This window comes from Lacunisphaera limnophila, assembly GCF_001746835.1.
In the GTDB taxonomy this organism is placed as follows: domain Bacteria; phylum Verrucomicrobiota; class Verrucomicrobiia; order Opitutales; family Opitutaceae; genus Lacunisphaera; species Lacunisphaera limnophila.
The window spans coordinates 1,096,918-1,115,220 of sequence record NZ_CP016094.1 but is presented as its reverse complement, the minus strand read 5'-3'; the positions used below and the strand labels follow the sequence as shown (position 1 = coordinate 1,115,220).

The 18,303-nt window shown below is 68.4% G+C and carries 18 protein-coding genes; 11 read left to right on the top strand and 7 right to left on the bottom strand.

The window, feature by feature from the left end; genetic code table 11:
- Nucleotide 1: 1 nt before the first annotated feature.
- Entirely contained in the window at nt 2-1,228 is a 1,227-nt protein-coding gene (locus Verru16B_RS04585; protein WP_069961185.1) for an alkaline phosphatase family protein, read from the bottom strand.
- A 52-nt stretch (nt 1,229-1,280) separates the two neighbouring features.
- Between Verru16B_RS04585 and Verru16B_RS18230 the strand changes: the two genes are divergently transcribed.
- Nucleotides 1,281-1,481 (top strand): SlyX family protein, encoded by a 201-nt coding sequence (locus Verru16B_RS18230; protein WP_157772208.1) that lies wholly within the window; start codon nt 1,281-1,283, stop codon nt 1,479-1,481.
- A gap of 94 nt (nt 1,482-1,575) precedes the next feature.
- Here Verru16B_RS18230 and Verru16B_RS04575 read toward each other — a convergent pair whose 3' ends face one another.
- A complete protein-coding gene (locus Verru16B_RS04575) occupies nt 1,576-2,865 on the bottom strand; it encodes a hypothetical protein (protein WP_069961183.1) in 1,290 nt (429 codons plus the stop codon).
- Between the two features lie 113 nt (nt 2,866-2,978).
- Between Verru16B_RS04575 and Verru16B_RS04570 the strand changes: the two genes are divergently transcribed.
- Nucleotides 2,979-3,239, top strand: coding sequence for a hypothetical protein (locus Verru16B_RS04570; protein ID WP_069961182.1), 261 nt, complete (start codon nt 2,979-2,981; stop codon nt 3,237-3,239).
- Nucleotides 3,240-3,309: 70 nt separating this feature from the next.
- On the opposite strand, the gene Verru16B_RS04565 is transcribed toward Verru16B_RS04570, so the two are convergent.
- Both Verru16B_RS04565 and Verru16B_RS04560 read right to left on the bottom strand, forming a co-directional pair.
- Nucleotides 3,310-3,684, bottom strand: coding sequence for a hypothetical protein (locus Verru16B_RS04565; protein ID WP_069961181.1), 375 nt, complete (start codon nt 3,682-3,684; stop codon nt 3,310-3,312).
- Between the two features lie 24 nt (nt 3,685-3,708).
- Nucleotides 3,709-4,698, bottom strand: a complete 990-nt coding sequence (locus Verru16B_RS04560; RefSeq protein ID WP_069963596.1) for an aldo/keto reductase — start codon at nt 4,696-4,698, stop codon at nt 3,709-3,711.
- Nucleotides 4,699-4,901: 203 nt separating this feature from the next.
- Here Verru16B_RS04560 and Verru16B_RS04555 point away from each other — a divergent pair, with 203 nt between their 5' ends.
- Genes Verru16B_RS04555 through Verru16B_RS04515 form a run of 9 tightly spaced genes read left to right on the top strand, consistent with a single transcriptional unit; the run spans nt 4,902 to nt 13,128 of the window.
- Nucleotides 4,902-5,684, top strand: a complete 783-nt coding sequence (locus Verru16B_RS04555) for a DUF3450 family protein (RefSeq protein WP_083270100.1) — start codon at nt 4,902-4,904, stop codon at nt 5,682-5,684.
- Between the two features lie 8 nt (nt 5,685-5,692).
- The gene (locus tag Verru16B_RS04550) at nt 5,693-7,120 is read left to right on the top strand and encodes a MotA/TolQ/ExbB proton channel family protein (RefSeq protein ID WP_069961179.1); all 1,428 of its coding nucleotides are present in this window, start codon (nt 5,693-5,695) and stop codon (nt 7,118-7,120) included.
- Nucleotides 7,117-7,602 (top strand): MotA/TolQ/ExbB proton channel family protein, encoded by a 486-nt coding sequence (locus Verru16B_RS04545; protein WP_069961178.1) that lies wholly within the window; start codon nt 7,117-7,119, stop codon nt 7,600-7,602. The genes Verru16B_RS04550 and Verru16B_RS04545 overlap by 4 nt, the downstream gene beginning before the upstream one ends.
- A complete protein-coding gene (locus tag Verru16B_RS04540; protein WP_069961177.1) occupies nt 7,599-8,012 on the top strand; it encodes an ExbD/TolR family protein in 414 nt (137 codons plus the stop codon). Before Verru16B_RS04545 ends, Verru16B_RS04540 begins: the two co-directional genes overlap by 4 nt.
- A 3-nt stretch (nt 8,013-8,015) precedes the next feature.
- Nucleotides 8,016-8,753 carry an energy transducer TonB gene (locus Verru16B_RS04535; protein WP_069961176.1) on the top strand — a complete coding sequence of 246 codons (738 nt, stop codon included), beginning with the start codon at nt 8,016-8,018 and terminating at the stop codon, nt 8,751-8,753.
- A gap of 3 nt (nt 8,754-8,756) precedes the next feature.
- The gene (locus tag Verru16B_RS04530; protein WP_069961175.1) at nt 8,757-10,154 is read left to right on the top strand and encodes a tetratricopeptide repeat protein; all 1,398 of its coding nucleotides are present in this window, start codon (nt 8,757-8,759) and stop codon (nt 10,152-10,154) included.
- Nucleotides 10,151-11,362: a hypothetical protein gene (locus Verru16B_RS04525; protein ID WP_069961174.1), complete on the top strand. Its 1,212-nt coding sequence runs from the start codon at nt 10,151-10,153 to the stop codon at nt 11,360-11,362. The genes Verru16B_RS04530 and Verru16B_RS04525 overlap by 4 nt, the downstream gene beginning before the upstream one ends.
- A gap of 12 nt (nt 11,363-11,374) precedes the next feature.
- Nucleotides 11,375-12,628, top strand: coding sequence for a hypothetical protein (locus tag Verru16B_RS04520; protein ID WP_069961173.1), 1,254 nt, complete (start codon nt 11,375-11,377; stop codon nt 12,626-12,628).
- Between the two features lie 53 nt (nt 12,629-12,681).
- Complete coding sequence (locus tag Verru16B_RS04515) at nt 12,682-13,128, top strand: DUF5069 domain-containing protein (protein ID WP_069961172.1); 447 nt, start codon at nt 12,682-12,684, stop codon at nt 13,126-13,128.
- 6 nt (nt 13,129-13,134) lie between these two features.
- On the opposite strand, the gene Verru16B_RS04510 is transcribed toward Verru16B_RS04515, so the two are convergent.
- From Verru16B_RS04510 to Verru16B_RS04500, 3 genes are all read right to left on the bottom strand, one after another.
- On the bottom strand, nt 13,135-14,007 hold the full coding sequence (locus tag Verru16B_RS04510; RefSeq protein WP_069961171.1) for an AraC family transcriptional regulator: 873 nt from the start codon (nt 14,005-14,007) through the stop codon (nt 13,135-13,137).
- A gap of 159 nt (nt 14,008-14,166) precedes the next feature.
- A complete protein-coding gene (locus Verru16B_RS04505) occupies nt 14,167-16,530 on the bottom strand; it encodes a TonB-dependent siderophore receptor (protein WP_169829274.1) in 2,364 nt (787 codons plus the stop codon).
- Between the two features lie 339 nt (nt 16,531-16,869).
- A complete protein-coding gene (locus Verru16B_RS04500) occupies nt 16,870-18,288 on the bottom strand; it encodes a PQQ-dependent sugar dehydrogenase (protein WP_069961169.1) in 1,419 nt (472 codons plus the stop codon).
- Nucleotides 18,289-18,303: the final 15 nt, after the last annotated feature.

Here is an 18,303-nt window from a genome sequence, read left to right as displayed (position 1 = left end):
TTCAGGGCCGCAGGGCGGCGCGGGTGAGTTTGGTGGTACCGTCGTTCGGGGCCGGCGTGATGCCGAGCACCGCGCAAAGCAGGTCGTACACGTCCACGTTGTCCACGTCCGCGAGTTGCGTGCCCCGCCGGAAGGCCGGGCCCGTCGCGATGAACAGCGCGCCCATGCTGGGCAGGGCGGGGTCCCAGCCGTGGTTGCCCTTGGAATAGCGGGCCCGCAAGGCCGGCCACCCGGGCTTTTGCTCGATGCTCCACCCATCGTCCATCAGCAGCAGGATCGGCGGCACGCGGTCGCCGTGGTTGTAGTGCAGGCGCGCGGGCATGTCCTCGCGCCGATAGACCTGCACCTGCGGCGGCGCGTGGGCGCGGATCGAGGCGACGAGGGCGGCGGGGTCCACGCCGGCTTTGGGCCGCACCCCGCCGTACGGGCCGGCGGCCTCGACCGAGACGAGGGACAGGTCCATCAAATCCTCGAAGAACACCACGCGGTCCGGGCTGGCCGCGGACATACCGTGGTCGGAGACGATGACAAGGTTGGCGGAATCGCGCAGGCCGAGTTTTTCCAGACCCGCGAGCAGCCGGGCGATGGCATCGTCGGCTTCCTTCACCGCGGCGGCGGTCTCCGGCGCGTCGGGCCCGTGGGCGTGGCCGGCGATGTCGAGGTGCTCAAGGTACAGGGCGAGGAAGCGCGGGCGCTCGGCGGCGGGCCGGTCCAGCCAGGCGAGGGCCCCGTCCACGCGCTCGGTGGTCAGCCGGTTCTTTTGAAAGGGCTGGAATTGCGTCGGGCGCCGGCCCTGCAGGGAGGATTCCGAACCGGGCCAGAAATAGATGGCGGTGCGCACGTCCTGCTTTTCCGCGGTGATCCAGAGGGGCTCGCCGCCCGACCACCAGACCTCCTCCTTGCGCGGCATGCCGAAGGTGTCGTTGAGCGCGGGATCGTAGAAGCTATTGGCCACGATGCCATGGCGCTGCGGCCGCAGCCCCGTGACGATCGTGTAGTGGTTGGGGAAGGTCTTGGAGGGGAAGCTCGGCGTCATCCGGCGCGCGTGCACGCCGGCGGCGGCCAGCCGACGGAGCACGGGCGCGTCGTATTTCTCCAGGTAGTCCCACCGGAAACCGTCGATGGAGACCAGGATCAGCGGACCTGCGGCGGGACCGGTCCCGGGCGTCGTGCAGGAAATGAGCCCAAGGCTGGCGAGGAGCAGCAGAAGGAGGGGGACGCGGCGCATGCGGGGGAAACTAGGGTTTGAGTGCGGTCCGGCAATGCACATTGTCCGGTCCATGGCCGATCTCGACCGCATCACCCGACTGGAAGAACGTTACGCGCACCTGCACCGGCACCAGGCGGAACAGGACAAGGTGATGCTGGAGCTGGCGGATGAGCTGGCGAAGCTGCGGCAGGAAGTGGTCGTGCTGCGCACCCGCGCCGCGGGCGGAACCGAAACCGGCGAGGCGCCGGACGAGCGCCCGCCGCATTATTGAGGGGGTGCTCCTGGCTGTAGCGGCGGTCTATGGCCGTCGTTGCGAGCGAGGACCGTGCCTCACGGCGGTCATAGACCGCCGCTACAGCCGGAACTCAGAACAGCGCCGTGACCTCGACGTGCTGGCCGGGCTCGAGGGTGACCTCACCGGAGAGGGCGGCGGTGTCGTCGTTCTTGTAGAGTTTGCACTTCACCGGACCGGTGGCGTCGTGCGAGGCCCAGCCCCATTTGCCGATGGAGACGAATTGCATGGGCACGCCCTTGTCCCAGCTGAGCCCCGGGCCCTCGCCGCGGAGGTAGAGCTTGTTGCCAATGCCGATGTAGGCGGTGACGAGCAGGCGGGTGGCGCCATCGGAGGAGGCGGAGGATTCGGGCTTGGCGGGGGCTTCCTCCGCGATGGAGGCCGGCTCCTCGTCCGCCGCGGCGGCGGGCCCGGATTCAGTCGGAGCGGGGTCGGCGGACAGGGCGGCGAGAGTGTCCTCGGGCTTCGGCTTGCGCGGGGCGCGGGGCTTCTTCGGCTTGGTTTCCTCGCTGGCCGGTTTGCCGGTGGTTTCGCTGAAAGTGACGGATTCGATGACCCCTTCGATGGGCTCAGGGCGGGCCCCTTCGACGGGCTCAGGGCGGGCGGCCGGAGCTTCCGGCGAGGATACCACGACCACGGGGGTGGGTGTCTCGGCGACGGGCTCCGGCGGAAGCGGCGGTGCCTCGCGGCGTTCAGAGACCGCCTTTACCGGCACCGCGGCGGCGGCCTTGTTCAGGTCGGCGACGCGGGCATCGAGCTGGCCCAGGGCGGCGTGGAGGCGGTCGGTGAGCTTGGTGGAAGTATCGTGGGCGGCGTCGAGTGACTTGCGGCTGGCGGCCTCGAGGGCGGTCCACTCGGCGGTGGCCTTGGCAATCTTGTCGGCGGCGGCCTTGAGGGCGGTGGAGTTGGCGGCGCGCAATTCCTCGAGCTCGCGCTCGAGCGCCTCGCGATCGTCATTGTCCTTGGCGGCGAGGGCCTCGTTGAACTCGGCGAGTTTTTCCTGCATGCGGTAGGGCAGGTTCTCGGCGGCATGGGCGGTCTTGTGCACGGCCTCCTCGACGGCCTTGATCTGGGCGGCGGCGCGGGCGAGGCTCTCGCCGGCGGCGTGGAGGCGCTGCACCTGCTCGGCCACGCGGCCGCGCTCGGCCTGCACGTATTCCGCGGAGTCGGCGGCGTATTCGATCAGGAAGGGAACGAGGCCGATGATCGCGGCGAGCACGACGCAGAGCACGGCGCTGACGAAGGGCAGGGGGGCGTAGGGATCCTTCGCGAAATAAACGATGATCAGGGCGGTGACCAACAAGCCGGCATCAATCGAAAGGTAAACCAGCTTGGACGGACGGGGGGCGGGGTCGAGATTCATAGGGCGAGTCGCGCGCAGGCAGGTTTTCGCCGGAGGAGGCCGTTGGCTCAAGGCTAAACCGGTCCAGTTGGGCCTTGAGCGGCGGGCCGGCCGCGGCAAGCTGCGGCTCAGCGATGAACTTCCCCCACTTCGTGCGGATTGACCGGGAACGCCAGGGGCGCGCACGGCACTATGTGGTGCACACCCACGATCCGAAGTTCACGCTGGAGTTGACGCCCGACGGCGAGGCGCCCGACCGCGTGGGCCGCGGGGTGATCAAGCGGATCTGCGTGCCGAACTCGTGGGCGGGTGACTACGGCCAGTACGGCAAGCTGCTCGCGGCGGCGCAGGATTTTTTCGCCCAGTCGCAGCCGGAGCCGGGACCGCGGGGGTAGGGCGTCCACGGCGAGGCCGCCGTGGCCCCAAGATCAGTCGGGAAGCTGGCGGGCGAAGCGGCCCTCCTGCTCACATCATCAGGCGGCGCCAGGTGCTGCCGAACAGCGAGATCAGCATGCCGATGCGGACGGAGCCTTCGAACGTCAGGACGACCAGCACCCATTTCAGGCTGCAGGTCGTGCGGACCGCGTAGCCCAGGGCGGTGACGACGAGCAGGACCACGCCCTGCGCGCGGCCGACCGGGTGGAGCAGGAGGGTGAACATCCAGACATAATAGGCGAGCAGCCCGCCCGCCCAGCCGGCCGCCATCCAACCCGCCATGGGCAGGGCGCGGGGATCGGCGTTCACGCGGATCTGCTTCACGCCCAGGTAACGCTCGCTGAGCACGAGCTGCCAGACCTCGAGGGCGAGAAAGAGGGGGGCGAGCAGGGCGAAGGGATTCATGGGCTGCGGGTGCGGGCCGGCGGTTTATTTGCCCCCGTACCAGACGCCGCGCCGCCAGTTGTGGCGGCGGAGTTTTTCCACCAGGGCGGCGGGCATCGCGGGCAGGTCGCTCACGCCGCAGTTGGCCTCAGCCTGGGCGACACTGCGGATGCCGGGAATCACGGTCGAGACCGCCGGATGGGCGAGCACCCACTTGAGCGCGGCCTGCGGCAGGGTGTAGCCGGTGCCCGCCAGGTCGGGCTTGATCGCGTCGGCGCGGGCCACGGCCCGGCCGATGCGGTCGCCGGCGAAGTAGCTCGCGCGGAAATCGTCGGGCCCGAAAGTCGTGGCGGCGGTGAACTTGCCGGTGAGCGCGCCCTCGTCGAAGGCCACGCGCACGATGACCGCCACGCCGTGCTCGGCGGCGACGTCGAGCAGCTCGGCGGCGGGTTCCTGCTCGAAAAGGTTGTAGATCACCTGGACGGAATCGATCCAGCCCCCGCGCATCAGGTCGATCACGCTGTTCTGATCCTGCTCGGGCGTGGAGACGCCGATGAGGCCGACGAGACCCTCCTGCTGGAGCTGGCGGAGGATCTTGAAGGGGACGGGGTCGCGGTTCCAGGCCCGGGTCCAGGTATGCAGCTGGAGCAGGTCGAGCTTGGTCGTGCCTAGATTCGCGAGCCGCGCCGCGATGTTCTCGCGCAGGTATTTCTCCGGGTAGCGGTCCTCGGCCCGGCAATAGGGTGAGGGTGGCCAGGGGCCGGCGGCGGGTGGCGTCTTGGTGGCGACGAAGACCCGGGCCGTCTTGCCCGCCGCGCGGCGGTCGTGGAGCACCTGCGCGATGAGTTTTTCGCTGTGGCCGTCACCGTAGCCGGCGGCGGTGTCGATGAACGTGCAACCGAGATCCAGCGCCCGGTGCAGGGCGGCGAGGGAATCGGTGTCGGCCTGGGCCCCCCAGTGGGAGCCGATGGCCCAGGCGCCGAAACCAATCTCCGAGCAGGGGATGCCATGGCGGCCGAAGGGGCGGTATTGCATGGAAGACTCGATGCACGAAAGTCCGCGAAAGGAAAACCGATTGTCGGGTTGCGCGCCCATCACCCTTCATTCGGTCTAACGTGTGACGGATGGACGGGGGCGTTCCAAATTGACTCCCCCGGCGCATGGGAGTGCTCTGTTGGCGCTTTCCCAACCCCCCAAGCGCCTGCGCTTTGTCGTGTGGGTGCCTCGTCGAGGACCCCATGCCCATCCCAGCCTCACTCCACCGTCTGGTCCGAGGACCGTTGTTTTTTTGTGCCGGCCTGCTCGCCGCCGGCCTGGCTCGCGCCGCCGATCCGATTCAGGAGGTCGGGAAAACCGCCTCGGAGTGGGTCAAGACCCGCGCCGAGACCGTGCGCCTCGAGACCGCGTGGACGCAGGACCGGGCGATGCTCGGCTCCACCCTCAACGCCCTGAAGGAGCGGGCGGAGCGCCTGCAGGACCGCCGGGATCACCTGCTCGCCGTCACCGCCGAGGAGCGCGCCGAACAAGCCGCGCTGAACGCCAAGCTCACCACTTCACGCGAAAGCCTGCAGGCCACCGAAACCCGCCTGATCGCGCTGACCGAGAAGATCGTCCGGCTCCGCCCGTTGCTCCCCCCCCGCCTGGCCGACGCACTGGAGATGTCGTACCGGAGTCTCGCCAACCCGGCGGCCAGTCCCGCTGAGCGCATGCAGCTGGTGATGACGGTGCTCAACCGCTGCGCCCAGTTCAACCACACCCTCACGCACGGCGAGGAGGTGCTCACGCTCGAGGGGGAGGCCGGCCCCAAGGCGGTGGACGTGATCTACTGGGGCCTGGGCCAGGGCTACGCCCTCGACCGGGCCGCCGGCAAGGCCTGGCTGGGCACGCCCGGCACCGAACGCTGGCAGTGGGAACCGCTGCCCGGTGCCGCGCCGGCCGTCGCCACCCTGATGGCCATCCGCCTCGACGAGGCCGACCCCCAGTTTGTTTCCATCCCCGCCCGGCTCAAACCCGCCCGTTGAACCCGGCCATGAAGAAACACTTTTTCTCCGCCCTGCTCGCGTGCACCTTGCTGACCGGTCTCGCGGGCGCCGACAATTTCGATGATGCGCTCAAACGCGCCGCGACCGACTACGCAAACCGGCTCCGCCAGGCCAACGAGGAGCTGAACCGTACGCGGGAACGCATCGCGGGCGAGAAGGCCCCGCTGCTCCAGGAGCTGCGGGCGACCGAGGACCGCATCATCACGCTGGAGCGGGAGGCCATCCGCCTGACCACGGGGCAGGAGGAGTCCGTCGCCACCAAGCGTCGTATCCTGCGCGACATCGAGGACGTGCGGAAGACCGGGGCCTACGTGACGACCCTCGCCGGCGACGCCCTGAAGGCCCTGACCGAGGGCCTGCCGCCGGGAGGTGAGGGCCTGGTGACGGAACGCCTGCAGGAACTGCAACAGGCCCTCGAGACCGCGGCCGCCGCGGGCACGGGTGGACCGGCCGCGCTGGACATCGCGGGCTTCCTGCTGGAGCGCACCGAGCGCGCGCTGGGCGGCCAGCTCGTGGCCGGCCGCGCGATGAACGCCGCCGACAATCTGGTTCAGGACGGCACCCTGGCCTTCGTCGGCCCCGAAGTGTTCTTTCAACCGGCGGCCGGCGGTCCGGCGGGCGCCGTGCGCCTGCGCGAAGGCTCCCGCCAGCCGGTCTATTATCCTCAGGCCGCATGGTCGGCCGCCGAAAGCGCGGCGCTGTTTGCGGGCCGCCTCGGCTCGCTGCCGGTCGATTCATCCGGCGGCAAGGCCCTCCGGCTCCAGCAGACCGGGGGTACCGTGCTCGAGCACATCGCGAAGGGCGGCAAGGTGGCCTTTGCCATCGTGCTGGTCGGCCTCGTGGCGCTGCTGCTGATGATCCACAAGTTCATCGACGTCGCCGCCATGCGGGTGGACGGCTCGGCGCGCGTGCCGGCGTGTCTGCGGGCGGTCGCCAGCGGGGCCCGCGCCGAGGCGCAGGCGGCGGTGGGCGGCCTGAGCCGCACCACGCGCGAGATCTTTGCCGAGGGCCTCAAGCACCTCGACGCCCCCGTCAACATCCTTGAGGAACGCCTCGAGGCCGTGCTGCTCGGCCAACGGCTGCACTTTGAGCGCCGGCTGCCCCTGCTGGCGGTCATCGCCACCGCCGCCCCGCTCATGGGTCTGCTGGGTACGGTCGTGGGCATGGTCAAGACCTTCACCCTCATCACCGTCTTCGGCACGGGCAACGCGGCCAAACTCTCCAGCGGCATCTCCGAGGTGCTGGTGGCGACCGAGTTGGGTCTGGCCGTGGCCATCCCTGCCCTCGTCGTCCACGGCTTCCTCGCCCACCGCATCAACAAGAACATGGCGCGGCTCGAGCGCCAGGCACTGGAGTTTGTCACGGCGGCCAGCTCGGCCCAGAGCGGCCTCACCCCGGCGGAGGTGGCCCGGTGAACGCCCTGCTCCAGTTGATCGACCGGGGCGGATGGGTGATGCCGGTCATCATCACGCTGTCGGTCGTGCTCTATTCGCGGTGCTTCCGGCTGCTGTTTTCCCTGTGGCGGCTGCGCCGGCAACTGCGCCAGCCCCTGTCCCGGGCCGCCCGCCATAGCCTGCAGACCGAGGCGCGGGAATCCTTCCGCCGCCAGCGGGCGGCCATCGGGCCGATGATCGCCGCCGCGCCGCTGCTCGGCCTGCTGGGCACGGTCAGCGGCATGGAGAAGACCTTCGAGAGCCTCTCGGCCGCGGCCGGCGAAAAATCCATGGAGGGCCTCGCGAGCGGCATCTCCGAGGTGCTGGCCGCGACGGAATCGGGCCTGACGGTCGCGATCCCGGCCATGCTGCTGGTCTACCTCGCCCACCGCGAGGTCAACAGCCAGGTGCAGACGGTCAACCGGCTCGAACGGCACGCGGTCCCGACAGGAGGCCGCCCATGATCCGCCGCGCCCAGGGTCAGCACCGGTTCGAGACCACGCACATCGACATGGTGCCGATGGTGGATTGCATCATGGTGCTGGTGATTTTCCTGATGGTCAGCAGCTCGTTCGTGAACGACCCCGGCGTCGAGGTGCAGAAGCCCGACGTGATCGGCGCCCTCAGCAGCGACCAGAATGCCCTGCTCATCGCCATCACCGCGGACAACCGCATCTGGTTCGACGGGCAGGAGATCCGGACCGACCAGGTCGCCGCCGTGCTCAAGCAGGCCGCGGTGGGCCGCTCGCCCTCGCTCATCGTGCGCGGCGACGCCGCCTCGGACCTGGGGGTGTTCGCACAGGTCTACACCGAGGCGAAACGTTCCGGCATCCAGCAGGTGCAGTTCGCCACCGCCAAGGCGGAAGGGCCCTGAGCCATGGCGGAGACCGTCACCCTGCCGCCTCCGGAGAGCGCCGTCGCCAACGCGGCGGCGGAGGCGCTGAGCGTGGTCCTGGGCCTGGCGGTCACCTTGGCCCTCTTCCTCGGCGTCGCCCACTTTGAGGCCACCGAGGCGCCCGCGGAGGAGGCGGATCTCGCCGAGATGCGCGCCATGTCGGTGCCGTTGGAGACCCCGCCGCCGCGGCCGGTCGAGACCCCACCGGTGGCGGTGTCAGGCTCCCCGTTTGCGGGGTTGGAGGTCAGCGCCACGGACAGCCCGGTGCGCATCGCGGTGGTCCCGCCGGATCTCGCCACGCTCCTCCCGACCAACAGCACGGCCCCCGCGGCGAAGATCGAGCCCGCGCAGCTTTACACCGAGTTCAAGCCGCGCACCGAGCTCACCGGCGATTTCTCCCGCGTCTTCCAGCAGCATGAGGTCGACCAGCGCCCGTTGGTGGTATCCCGGCCCAAGCCGTACATCCCGCCGGTGGTGCGGGGCAACGCCGACACCCTCCGCATCTCCGTACTCATCCTCATCGATACCCGCGGCGCCGTCAGCAACGTGCGCGTGCTGCAGGGTTCGGGCAACGAGCACTTCGACAAGATCATCCTCTACGACATCAGCCACTCCTGGGTCTTCAGCCCCGCCATGAAGAAGGGACGCAAGGTCCGCTGCCTCGTGCAGCAGAACGTGCGCGTCGTCTGGTCCGGCGGTTCCCCCTTCGACTCCTACTGAGCCATGAGATCACGCCACCTGCTTCCCTTTCTCCTGCTGCCCGTCCTGCTGGCCGCGCAGACCGACACCGAACTGCTCGATGCCTCCAACATCCAGAACGCCTTCGCCCGCCGCGCGGCCAAGGCCCCGGCGCTGGATCCGAAGCGGATCATCAACGAGTCCTCCTCGTTCCTGAAGGAGCGCGAACCGGAGATGACCGCCGAGGAGTACGCGTTGTATGAGAAGGTGGTCAACATGCTCGGCACCAACCCGACCTTCGCCCTGCGCCTGCTCGAGGGCATGATCAGCGGCGGCGAGGAAGCCAGCCCGGCCTTCGAGTTCATCCTCGGCAATGTCTATTACGCCGCCGGGGAAAACGAGAAGACGGAGGCCAGCTACAAGAAGGCGGTGGAACGCTACCCGACCTTCCTCCGCGCCTGGAACAACCTCGGCGTGCTCTACTACTCGACCGACCGCTTTGCCGACGCCGTGCAGGCGTTTTCGAAGTCCGTCTCGCTCGGCGACCGCGATCCCACCACGTACGGCTTGCTCGGCTATAGTCTGGAGAAGGAGAACAACCTGGTCGCCGCCGAGGTGGCCTACATGCAGGCGCTCAGCGGCGACCCCGGCAACGCCGACTGGCAGGAGGGCCTGCTGCGGCTCTGCGTGCAAGGGCGGCAGCTCGCCCGGGCGGAGGCCATCGCCCGGACGCTGATCAAGACCCGGCCCGGCGAGTCCCGCTTCTGGCTGATCCTCGCCAACGTCCTGCTCACCGACAACCGCCGGATCGAGGCCCTGACCGTGCTCGAACTGGCGGCCGGCGTCGGCGCCGCCAGCCCCGACGAACTCATCCTGCTCGGCGACCTGTATGCGGAGCAAAACCTGCACGCCGAGGCCCTGGCCATCTACACGAAGCTGGTCCCCCTCGCGCCCGCCACCGGGGAGGACAAGCTCATCCGCCTCGCCCGGTCCCTCGCCGCCGCGGGCCGGCCGGCCGAGGCGCTCGCCGCGCTGCAGGCCCTGCCCGCCACCCTCACCCCGGCCGGCCGCGTCACGCGGCTGCTCGTCCAGGCCCAGATCGCCCGCGCGGCCCAGCGCTGGGCCAAGGCGCGGCGGGACCTGGAAACGGTGCTCGCTGACGAACCCATGAATGGTGCGGCGCTGCTGGCGCTTGGCGCGGTGCATGTGGGCGAGGGGGACGACATCCGCGCGGCCTTCGTCTTTGAGGCCGCCAGCCGGGTGCCCGAGGCCACCTATCGGGCCAGCCTCGAGCTGGCGAACCTCGAGCTTCGGAACCGAAACTATCCCCGCAGTGTCGAACACCTCCGCAAAGCTCTGAGCCTCGAGCACACCGACGAAGTCGCCGATTACCTCGCCCGCGTCCGCGCCCTCATTCCGGACGAAACCCCCGCCACCCCATGAACCCCGCCGTTGCCCGCCTTGGTCTGGCCGCCCTCCTGTTGGGCGGAGCGGCCAACGTGTGTGCGACGGCCGAGGTCGAGCCGGCGGCCGCCCCGCCGGCGGACAAGTCCCACGTGCTCTACATGGGCGCCAACCTCTCGGTGCAGCAGGGCAAGCGGTACTATGACGTCGAGGACGTCGATGGCAGCGAGTTCATCATCCGGCAGAAAGGGGAGAAGACGTTTGTGCGGACCCGGATGGCGCGGAATAACGTGAAGGTGCAGCGCGCGTTGAAGCTCGCCCCCCTGTCGGTGAAGCTCGACGCCATGCAAGGCGCCGCCGGCTACACGCCCGCGGCCGATCCCCGGCACAAATACAACGCCCGGTCCGGCGCCCAGGGCGGCGCCGAGATGGCCCGCAATTGGAGTGCGGCGCGGCAAGCCGAAGCCGAGGACTCACTCTCCAAGGTCCGATTTCCTGAGTTTCGCAAGCAGTACGAGGACATCATCGATCTGGAAAAAACCGCGCAGGTGCCCCTCAACCAGCTGCTGGGCTCGAACGATTACGTGTCGATCCCGGGCATGCAGAACGAACTGGCCCTGGAGCTGGCCGAGGGGAACTACGACCTGATGGAGGTTTCTTTCCTGGTTTCGTCGCCCGAGCCGCTGGACGATCCGTACATGGTGATCGTGGTGGATTTCCAGCCGCGCGGCGCCAAGCCCGGCGAGACGGCGACCTTGATCCACGCCAAGGCGCTGGATCCCATCGGCCCCGAGCCCCAATTCATCCACATGCGCGAGGGCGGCATGCCGGTCGGTTTCAAATACCTGCGCCATGAAGTGCACATTTACAACCGCGGCCAGGAGGTTGCCACCAGCGAGTCGTCGAAACGGGTGGAGCTCAGTCGAGACGAGGCCCGCGAGTACCTGGTGATCGAACATCTCGCGGCCCACAAGAAAGACACGGTGCCGGCCGCCGCGGTGCCGGGCAGCTTGCCCCCCGGCCTGCGCAGCCGGCTGGAGCCGGACCAGTTGAACCGGGTGTGCTACGTGCGGGTTTCACGTGAAGGGAAGTTGCTGGGCGTTTTTGTCGACGAGGCCGCCAGCCTGCCGCAGCCCGACGCCGCGGTAAACGCGGCGCTGGCCGGGGCCTTTTTCATACCGGCCGTCGCGGCGGGCAAGCCGATGGAAGGAGTCGTCCGGGTGCGCGTCGCCGAACTGGCCCTCTGAGTTTTTCCCACCATGAATGCCTCCACCCCTTTTCGCCTCCTCCGGCCCGCCCTGCTCAGCCTTTGTCTGCTGCCCGCGCTGCCCGCGGCGGTGAAAAAAAAGCCGGTGCCGGCCGATACCGGGGAGCCCAAGCCGTACGTCCTCTTCATGGGTGCCGACCTGGATGTCGAGCGGTCCAGCAAGTACTATCGGGTGCGGGATGTGATCGGCAGCGAGCTCAAGATCCGCATCGGTCAGAAGGAATTCCTGGTGCCGACGCACCGGCGTCAGACCGGCATCAAGGTGGATTACGGCCTTAAGCTCACGGCCGCCGCCGCGCAGCTCGACGGCCTGGAGGCCGGTCCGGGCTACACGCCCGCGAACGATCCGCGGCACAAATTCGACCGGGAGTCAGGGGCGGCGGGCGGGGCGGCCGCCGTGCAGGATCTGGCCTATGGGGCCATGATCAGCGCCTCGCTGGGGGCCTCGCTGTCCGCCGGGGCGGCGGCCAGCGCCGCCGGCGGTGCCGGGGCCGCCGCCGCCCAAGGCGCCGCGGATGCCGCGCAGGGCCGGCTGGACGATGCGATGCGCCAGTTCGACATGGCCAACGCGTCGATGGGCCAGGACCGGTACAACACCGGCCAGCAGGCGCACCGCATGATGCAGGAGCTCGACGAGGCCAACTACGACGCCATGGAGGTGGCCTTCAAGATCTCCTCACCGGTCGAGCTGGAGGAACCCTATGTGGTCATCCTCTTCAAGTTCCTGGAGCGCGGGGCCAAGCCCGGCCAGGATAGCCTGCTCATCCACGCCAAGGCCCTCGAGCCGATCGGACCGAAGCCGAAATACATCCGCATTCGCGAGGGGGGCCTGCCGGTCGGTTTCAAATACCTCGATTCCGAGGTGCACGTCTACAATCGCGGCCGGGAGGTTGCCACGAATGTGTCGCCCAAGCGGGTCGAGCTGAGCCGGACGGAGGCGCACCAATACCTTCTCATCGATCACCTGGGCATGCACAAGGGGGCAACGGTGCCCGCGGCCCCCGTGCCGGGCACGCTGCCCCGGGCACTCCGCCAGCAATTCAGCCTCGACCAGCTCAACCGCACGCTCCACGTCCGGATTTCCCCGGAGGGCGCGCTGCTCGGCGCCTACATCGACGAGGCCTGCAGCCTGCAACTCGACGATCCAGCCGCGCTGGCGGCCTTGGGCGAGGTCTTCTACCTGCCCGCCCTGGCGCAGGGCAAGGCGATGGAAGGCACGGCCAAGGTGCGGTTGGCAGACCTCTGACCGGCCGCAAAAATAGCGTCGCGCCCTCCCGGCCGGCTGGTTTCGTACCGTCCATGCCCCGCGTTGCCGGTCTCCGCTCCCCCTACGACAAGTCGGTCGGCGGCCTGCATCATCTGGGGCGCATGCTCGACAAGATCCGGCTGATGCAGTCGGGCGCGCTGCCGGAGCACTACCATCGCAACTACGGCCTCTCCATCGGCCTGGATGGCCAGCTCTGCGGTTTTCTCGGCGTGGCTTTTGCCGACGTCGCGGCGCAGGTGGCGGCCGGGCGGGCCGACGGCGACGTCGCGGAGTGGATTTTTACCACCGGGCTCCGGCCGAACCGCATGCAGACCTTGGTCTGGAACGAGCATTCCCGGAAAATCGGCTGGAACGACCGGGTGGCGGCCTTCAACGCCAAGGTGAAGACCGAGCCGGGTTGGGAGCATCTCACGGCCATCACTTCCTTCGACCTCATTGAACAGAGCGAGGAGCGCGAGCCCCCCGCGATGAAGGCCTGATCCGGATCAGGCCTTGAGGCGGCGTTCACCGGGGCGGGCGCTGAATTCGCGCACGGGCACGATCCCGGCGGGGAGCGGGCGGGTGAAGCGGTCGATGAGCCGGCGGCGCCAGGTCGAGGGGGTGAAGCGGTGTACCGCCTTGTAATCGCGGCAGAAATGACTGGCCGTGGTGTAGCCGCAACGGCGGGCAATCTCATCCAGGGTGAGGTTGGTGCGGCCGAGGAGATCCTGCGCCTTCTCGAGCCGGACACGGCGGAAAAGTTCCTTCGGGCTGGCCTGCCGCACCTCGGCGAACAGCCGGCGCAGGTGGCTGGGCGAGACGTGCACGACTTCCGCCACCTCCTTGACCGAGGGATTGCGGCCGAGATGTTCGGTATACCAGGTCAGGGCCCGCTCGACGCGGAAGGAGGCCACGTCGGTCAGCGCCATCGGCTCCGCGGCGCGGCGGTGGCCCTCGAGCAGGAGCAGGGCGAGCTCCATGAGCCCGCGCTGGAAATGCAGTGGGCTGGCGATCACCGGGGCGCAGAAGTGTTGCTCGAGGTCGCCGGCGATGGCCAGGAGACGGGTGATGTCGGCCGCCGCCAGCGGGCGGGCGAGCCAGCCGCCGTTCTGCTGGACGAGCTCGTCGAGCGGGAAGGGCACGCTGCTGAAGTGCAGGGACAGGCGGTGGTAGGTGTGGTGCCCGTCGTCGACCCAGGCATGGGCGCACCCCGGGGCGAATACCCAGAACATGTGTTCCTGCAGGACCGGGCGTTGGCCGTCGCGCAACATGACGCCGCAGCGGCCATCGATCACGGCATAGAACTCCCAATTGGTGCGCGTGTTGCAGCGCATGCCATTTTTCCAACGAATGCGGCCATTGGCCAGGTAACGCAGCATGGAGTGCGGGGGGGTGGAAGCGCCCCCATGGTGCGGGCGGGGCCGCGGTAAACGAGCCCCGGTCGATTCGGCCAGTCCGAGACGGGGCACAAAAAGGCCGGCACCTGGGCTGGTGCCGGCCGGATCGACCCCCGCGAAGCGGGGGCCTGGGCCGCCAGATCAGAAGTTGTAGGTGACCGAGGCCTTCAGGTTGCGCGGCTCGGCGACCATCATGGCGTTGCGGTTGATGCCGCCCATGATGTAGTCCTTGTCGAGGGCGTTGCTGACCTGCAGCCGGGCGGTCCAGTCCTTGGCCCGGTAGGTGAAGCCGAGGTTCATGACCGTGCGGGGGGCGATCTTGAAGCTGGGCTGCTGGGGCACGAGCACGCCGCCGGCGAGCGGCTTGGTGGTGGTGAACGCGTTGACGTTCTCGCCCACGAGGTCACTGCGATAGTCGAGGCCGAGATTCACGCCGAAGCCGCTCAGCGCGCCGCCGTTGAAGCGGTAGTCGGCATACAGGCCGTAGCTCTTGTCCGACACGCCGCGGAGGCGCACGCCGGTGGGCTGGCGCATCTTGTAGGACGTGTAGTTGCCGATGACGGTGAGGTTGGCCGTGGCGGTGTAGCTGCCCTCGAATTCCCAGCCCTTGGAGGTGAGGTCGAGGTAGAGCGGGTTTTGCAGCGCGTTGGCCGCGGCGAGATTGCCCTGGGCGACGAGGACGTAGTACTCGCTGTTCGGCACGGCATAGTTCGACGAGGTGATGTCGAAGTAGGCAAACGAGGCGGTGAGCTTGCCCTCGAGGAACGAGGTCTTCACCCCAAACTCGTCCTGGTCACCGACGGAGGCGCGGAAAGTGGGCGCCACGTTGCCGGCGCTGAGCGAGCCGGGCATCGTGCCGCCCGAGGTGTTGTGGCTGTAGAAGAGGGATACTTCCTTGATGGGCTTGTAGACCGCGCCGTAGCTGGTGGCGGTGTCGGCGAGGTCATAGCTCGGGAACGGCGTCGGTTGGATACCGCTGGTGTCCACGCGGGTGAGGGTACCGTAGAAGCGGGAGACGCCGCCGGAGAGCAGCAGCTTGTCGTCGAACAGGCCGAGGTTCTCAAAGACGAAGAACTGGGCGTCCGTCTGCTTGGCCTTGCGGTTCTGTCCATTGGCCGGGGCGGAGGGGGCGGCGTGGTTCCAGTCGGGGAAGGTGATGGCGGCGAGGTTGTTGTTGGCCACGTTGCCGCGGTTGTAGGCGGGGAAGCTCTTCCAGTGGGTCTTCACGCCGTTGGCCGCCAGGCCGGCGATCGTCGTGGATTTCCAGCCGGTGCCCTCGAACTTGATGGCGTAGTCGTTGCGTAGGTGGAGCTCGTTGTAGTAGAGGTGGTCGCTGCCGTTGGTGCGGCCGAAGACGTAGGTGCTGGGATCGGCCAGCGGCACGTTGGTCGAGGAGGGGAGGGCGATGGGGCCGGTTTGGTTCACGGTCCAGACGACGCCGGGCTCGTATTTGCCGGTGGTCGGGTTGCGGGTGATCGAGAAGCCATTGATCGAGCCGCTGGTGCCGCCCTGGTCCTCGCGGACGACGTGGTTGGCGGTGAACATCAGGCGGGAGCTGACGTGCTGCCCGAGTTCGGAGAGCAGTTCGAAGGTGAGGCGCTCGGTCTCGCGGTGGCGGACATCATCGCTGTTGCCGAAGGACCAGTCGCGCGGGAGACCGCGGGCGATCACGGCGTAGTCGTCGCTGCCGACACTCGGGTCGATGGGCAGGAAGGTGCCGTTGGTCTCGTCGTTCTGCATGATCTCGGCCTTGACGGTGAACTTGTGGGCCGGCGAAAGCTGCCACGAGAGCGAGGGGGCGATCATCCAGCCGTCGCGGAAGTGGCTGTTCGAGTAGCCGTCGTTTTTCCACAGGGCGGCGACGAGCCGGGCGGCGATGCCCTTGTCCTGCGAGACGATGCGGTTGACGTCGAAGCTGAGGGAGTTGCCGACATACTGGGCCAGCTCCAGGGTGGCGGAGGCCTGGTCCTTCATGATGGGGGACTTGGTGATCGGGTTCATCTGGCCGCCGGCCGCGCCGCCGGGGACGAGGATCGCGTTGGGTCCCTTGATGATCTCGATGCGGTCGATGTTGTAGCTCATCAGCGCGGCGCTGTAGCCGTCGGCGCCGGAGATCTCCATGCCGTCGACAAATTCATGCGACACCTGGAAGCCGCGGATGGTGTAGCGGTCGCCGCCGGTGGGCAGGGTCGATTCGGTGACCGGGGTCACATATTTGGCGGCGTCGAGCATGCGCATGCTCATGGAGTCGCGGATGAAGTCGCTGGTGACCACGGAGACGGTCTGCGGGATATCCTGCAGGTCCATGGCGACGCGGGAGGAGGAGAGCGCCTGCTTGGAGATGTAGGGGTTCACCGGCTCCTCGGTGATGGTGAAGGTCGGGAGGTTGACGACCTCCTCCTTGGGGGCGGCCGGGGTGGTTTGGGCGGCGGCAACGGCGGCCGCGCCCAGAAGGAGGGCGGCCGCGGTGAAGCGTAGCAACGGACGGGGGGATTGGGTATTCATGGGGTTGGTTTGGGCGTGCCGAAGGTCCGTCCCGGCGGGCGGCGGGGAACGAGGGTGAGTCGTGCCCGCCGACAAGGGTGCCGAGGGGTTAGGGCTGGAACAGCACGAGGGTGGCGACAGTAACTGTCGCGGGCGGCGGCCGCGTAAAGTATCCACCGCGCTCCGAAAATTGCACAAAACGCGCATGCCAGCCGGCACGGTCGTGCCGGCCGCGGCAGGTCGCCCCGCCGGGATGATGGATTACGGGCGCTGGCCGTCAGTTACGCCCCGGAGTGCCGGGGCGACCGATCGGGGTGAGGGTGGCCGCGAGATCGAAGGCGGTCTCGCTCGGCTCTGGTCTTAGTTTGCGGGCACCAGCCGGATGATGGCGCCGGGATCGTTCACCGCCACGTAGATGCTGCCGTCAGGGGCGCACTGCACGTCGCGGAGACGGCCGATGCCCTTGAGGATGACCTCCTGGCTGACGACCTTGTCGCCGTCGATGACGAGGCGGCGGAGCTCCTGCTGCGCGAGGGAGCTTACGAAGAGGTTGCCCGTCCATTTCGGGAAAAGCGTGCCTTCGTAGAAATCGATGCCGCAGACGGCGATCGAGGGCACCCAGTAGGTTACGGGCTGCTCCATGCCTTCGCGCGCGGTCTCGGCGGTGATGGGGGAACCGTCGTAGTTCATGCCGAAGGTGATCGTGTTCCAGCCGTAGTTGGCGCCGCGGCGCACGATGTTGAGCTCGTCGCCGCCGCGCGGCCCGTGCTCGGTTTCCCACAGGATGCCGGTGCGCGGGTCGAAATCGAGGCCCTGCGGGTTGCGGTTGCCGTAGGTCCAGATCGTGGGGAAGGCGCCGGGGGTGTTGACGAAGGGGTTGTCCGCCGGGATGCGGCCGTCGTCATGGATGCGGTGGATCTTGCCGTTGGGCCGGCGGATTTCCTGGGCCTCGGGGCCGCGGCCACGCTCGCCGTGCGAGAAATAGAGGTAGCCCTGGCCGTCGAAGGCGATCCGGCAGCCATAATGCACGCCGCCGCCGGGATGATAAAACTCGATCGGGGCCTGCCAGATTTTCTCCTCGTCGACCCAGGCGCCGGCCTTGATCCGGCCGCGCACCAGCATGGTGAGGCTGACCTCCTTGCCGGCGGCGTTCTTGGCCGGGTCGGAGTATGCGAGGTAGATCCAGCCGTTCGTGGCGTAGTCGGGGTGCACCGCGACCTCGAGCAGGCCGCCCTGGCCGTCATCACGCACGGCGGGGGTGCCCTTGATGGCCTGCGGGAGCAGGCGGCCGCCCTCGATGACCCGGAGGCGGCCGGTCTTTTCCGTCACCAGCACCCGGTCACCGGGCAGGAAGGCGATGCTCCACGGCGTGGACAGGCCGGTGGCGACGGTCTCGATGCGGTAGGGGTGTTCGGTGGTGGTGATGGTCCCGGTGGGCACGGTCTTGGCCTGGCGGCTGCGCTGGTGGTTGGCGCGTTGCTCGCGGATGAAGATGACCATCGCGCGGACATCGCCCTCGGACATGAGCGAGTGGAACGCGGGCATGCCCTTCTCGAGAGAGCCGTCATAGATGATGCGGGCGATGCTCGCGTCGTCGCCGTTGCCGCTGGACCACTGGTCATCGAGCATGGAGGGGGCGGAACCGCCTTCCAGCTGTGCGCCGTGGCAGTTTGCGCAGATCTCGGCATAGATCTTGGCCACATCCTTGTTCAAGGCGGGCTGGGCGGGGAGGGTGGCGGTGAGGCCGAGGACGGCCAGGGCACAGAGGGTACGTTTCATGCGGGTAGGCAGGCA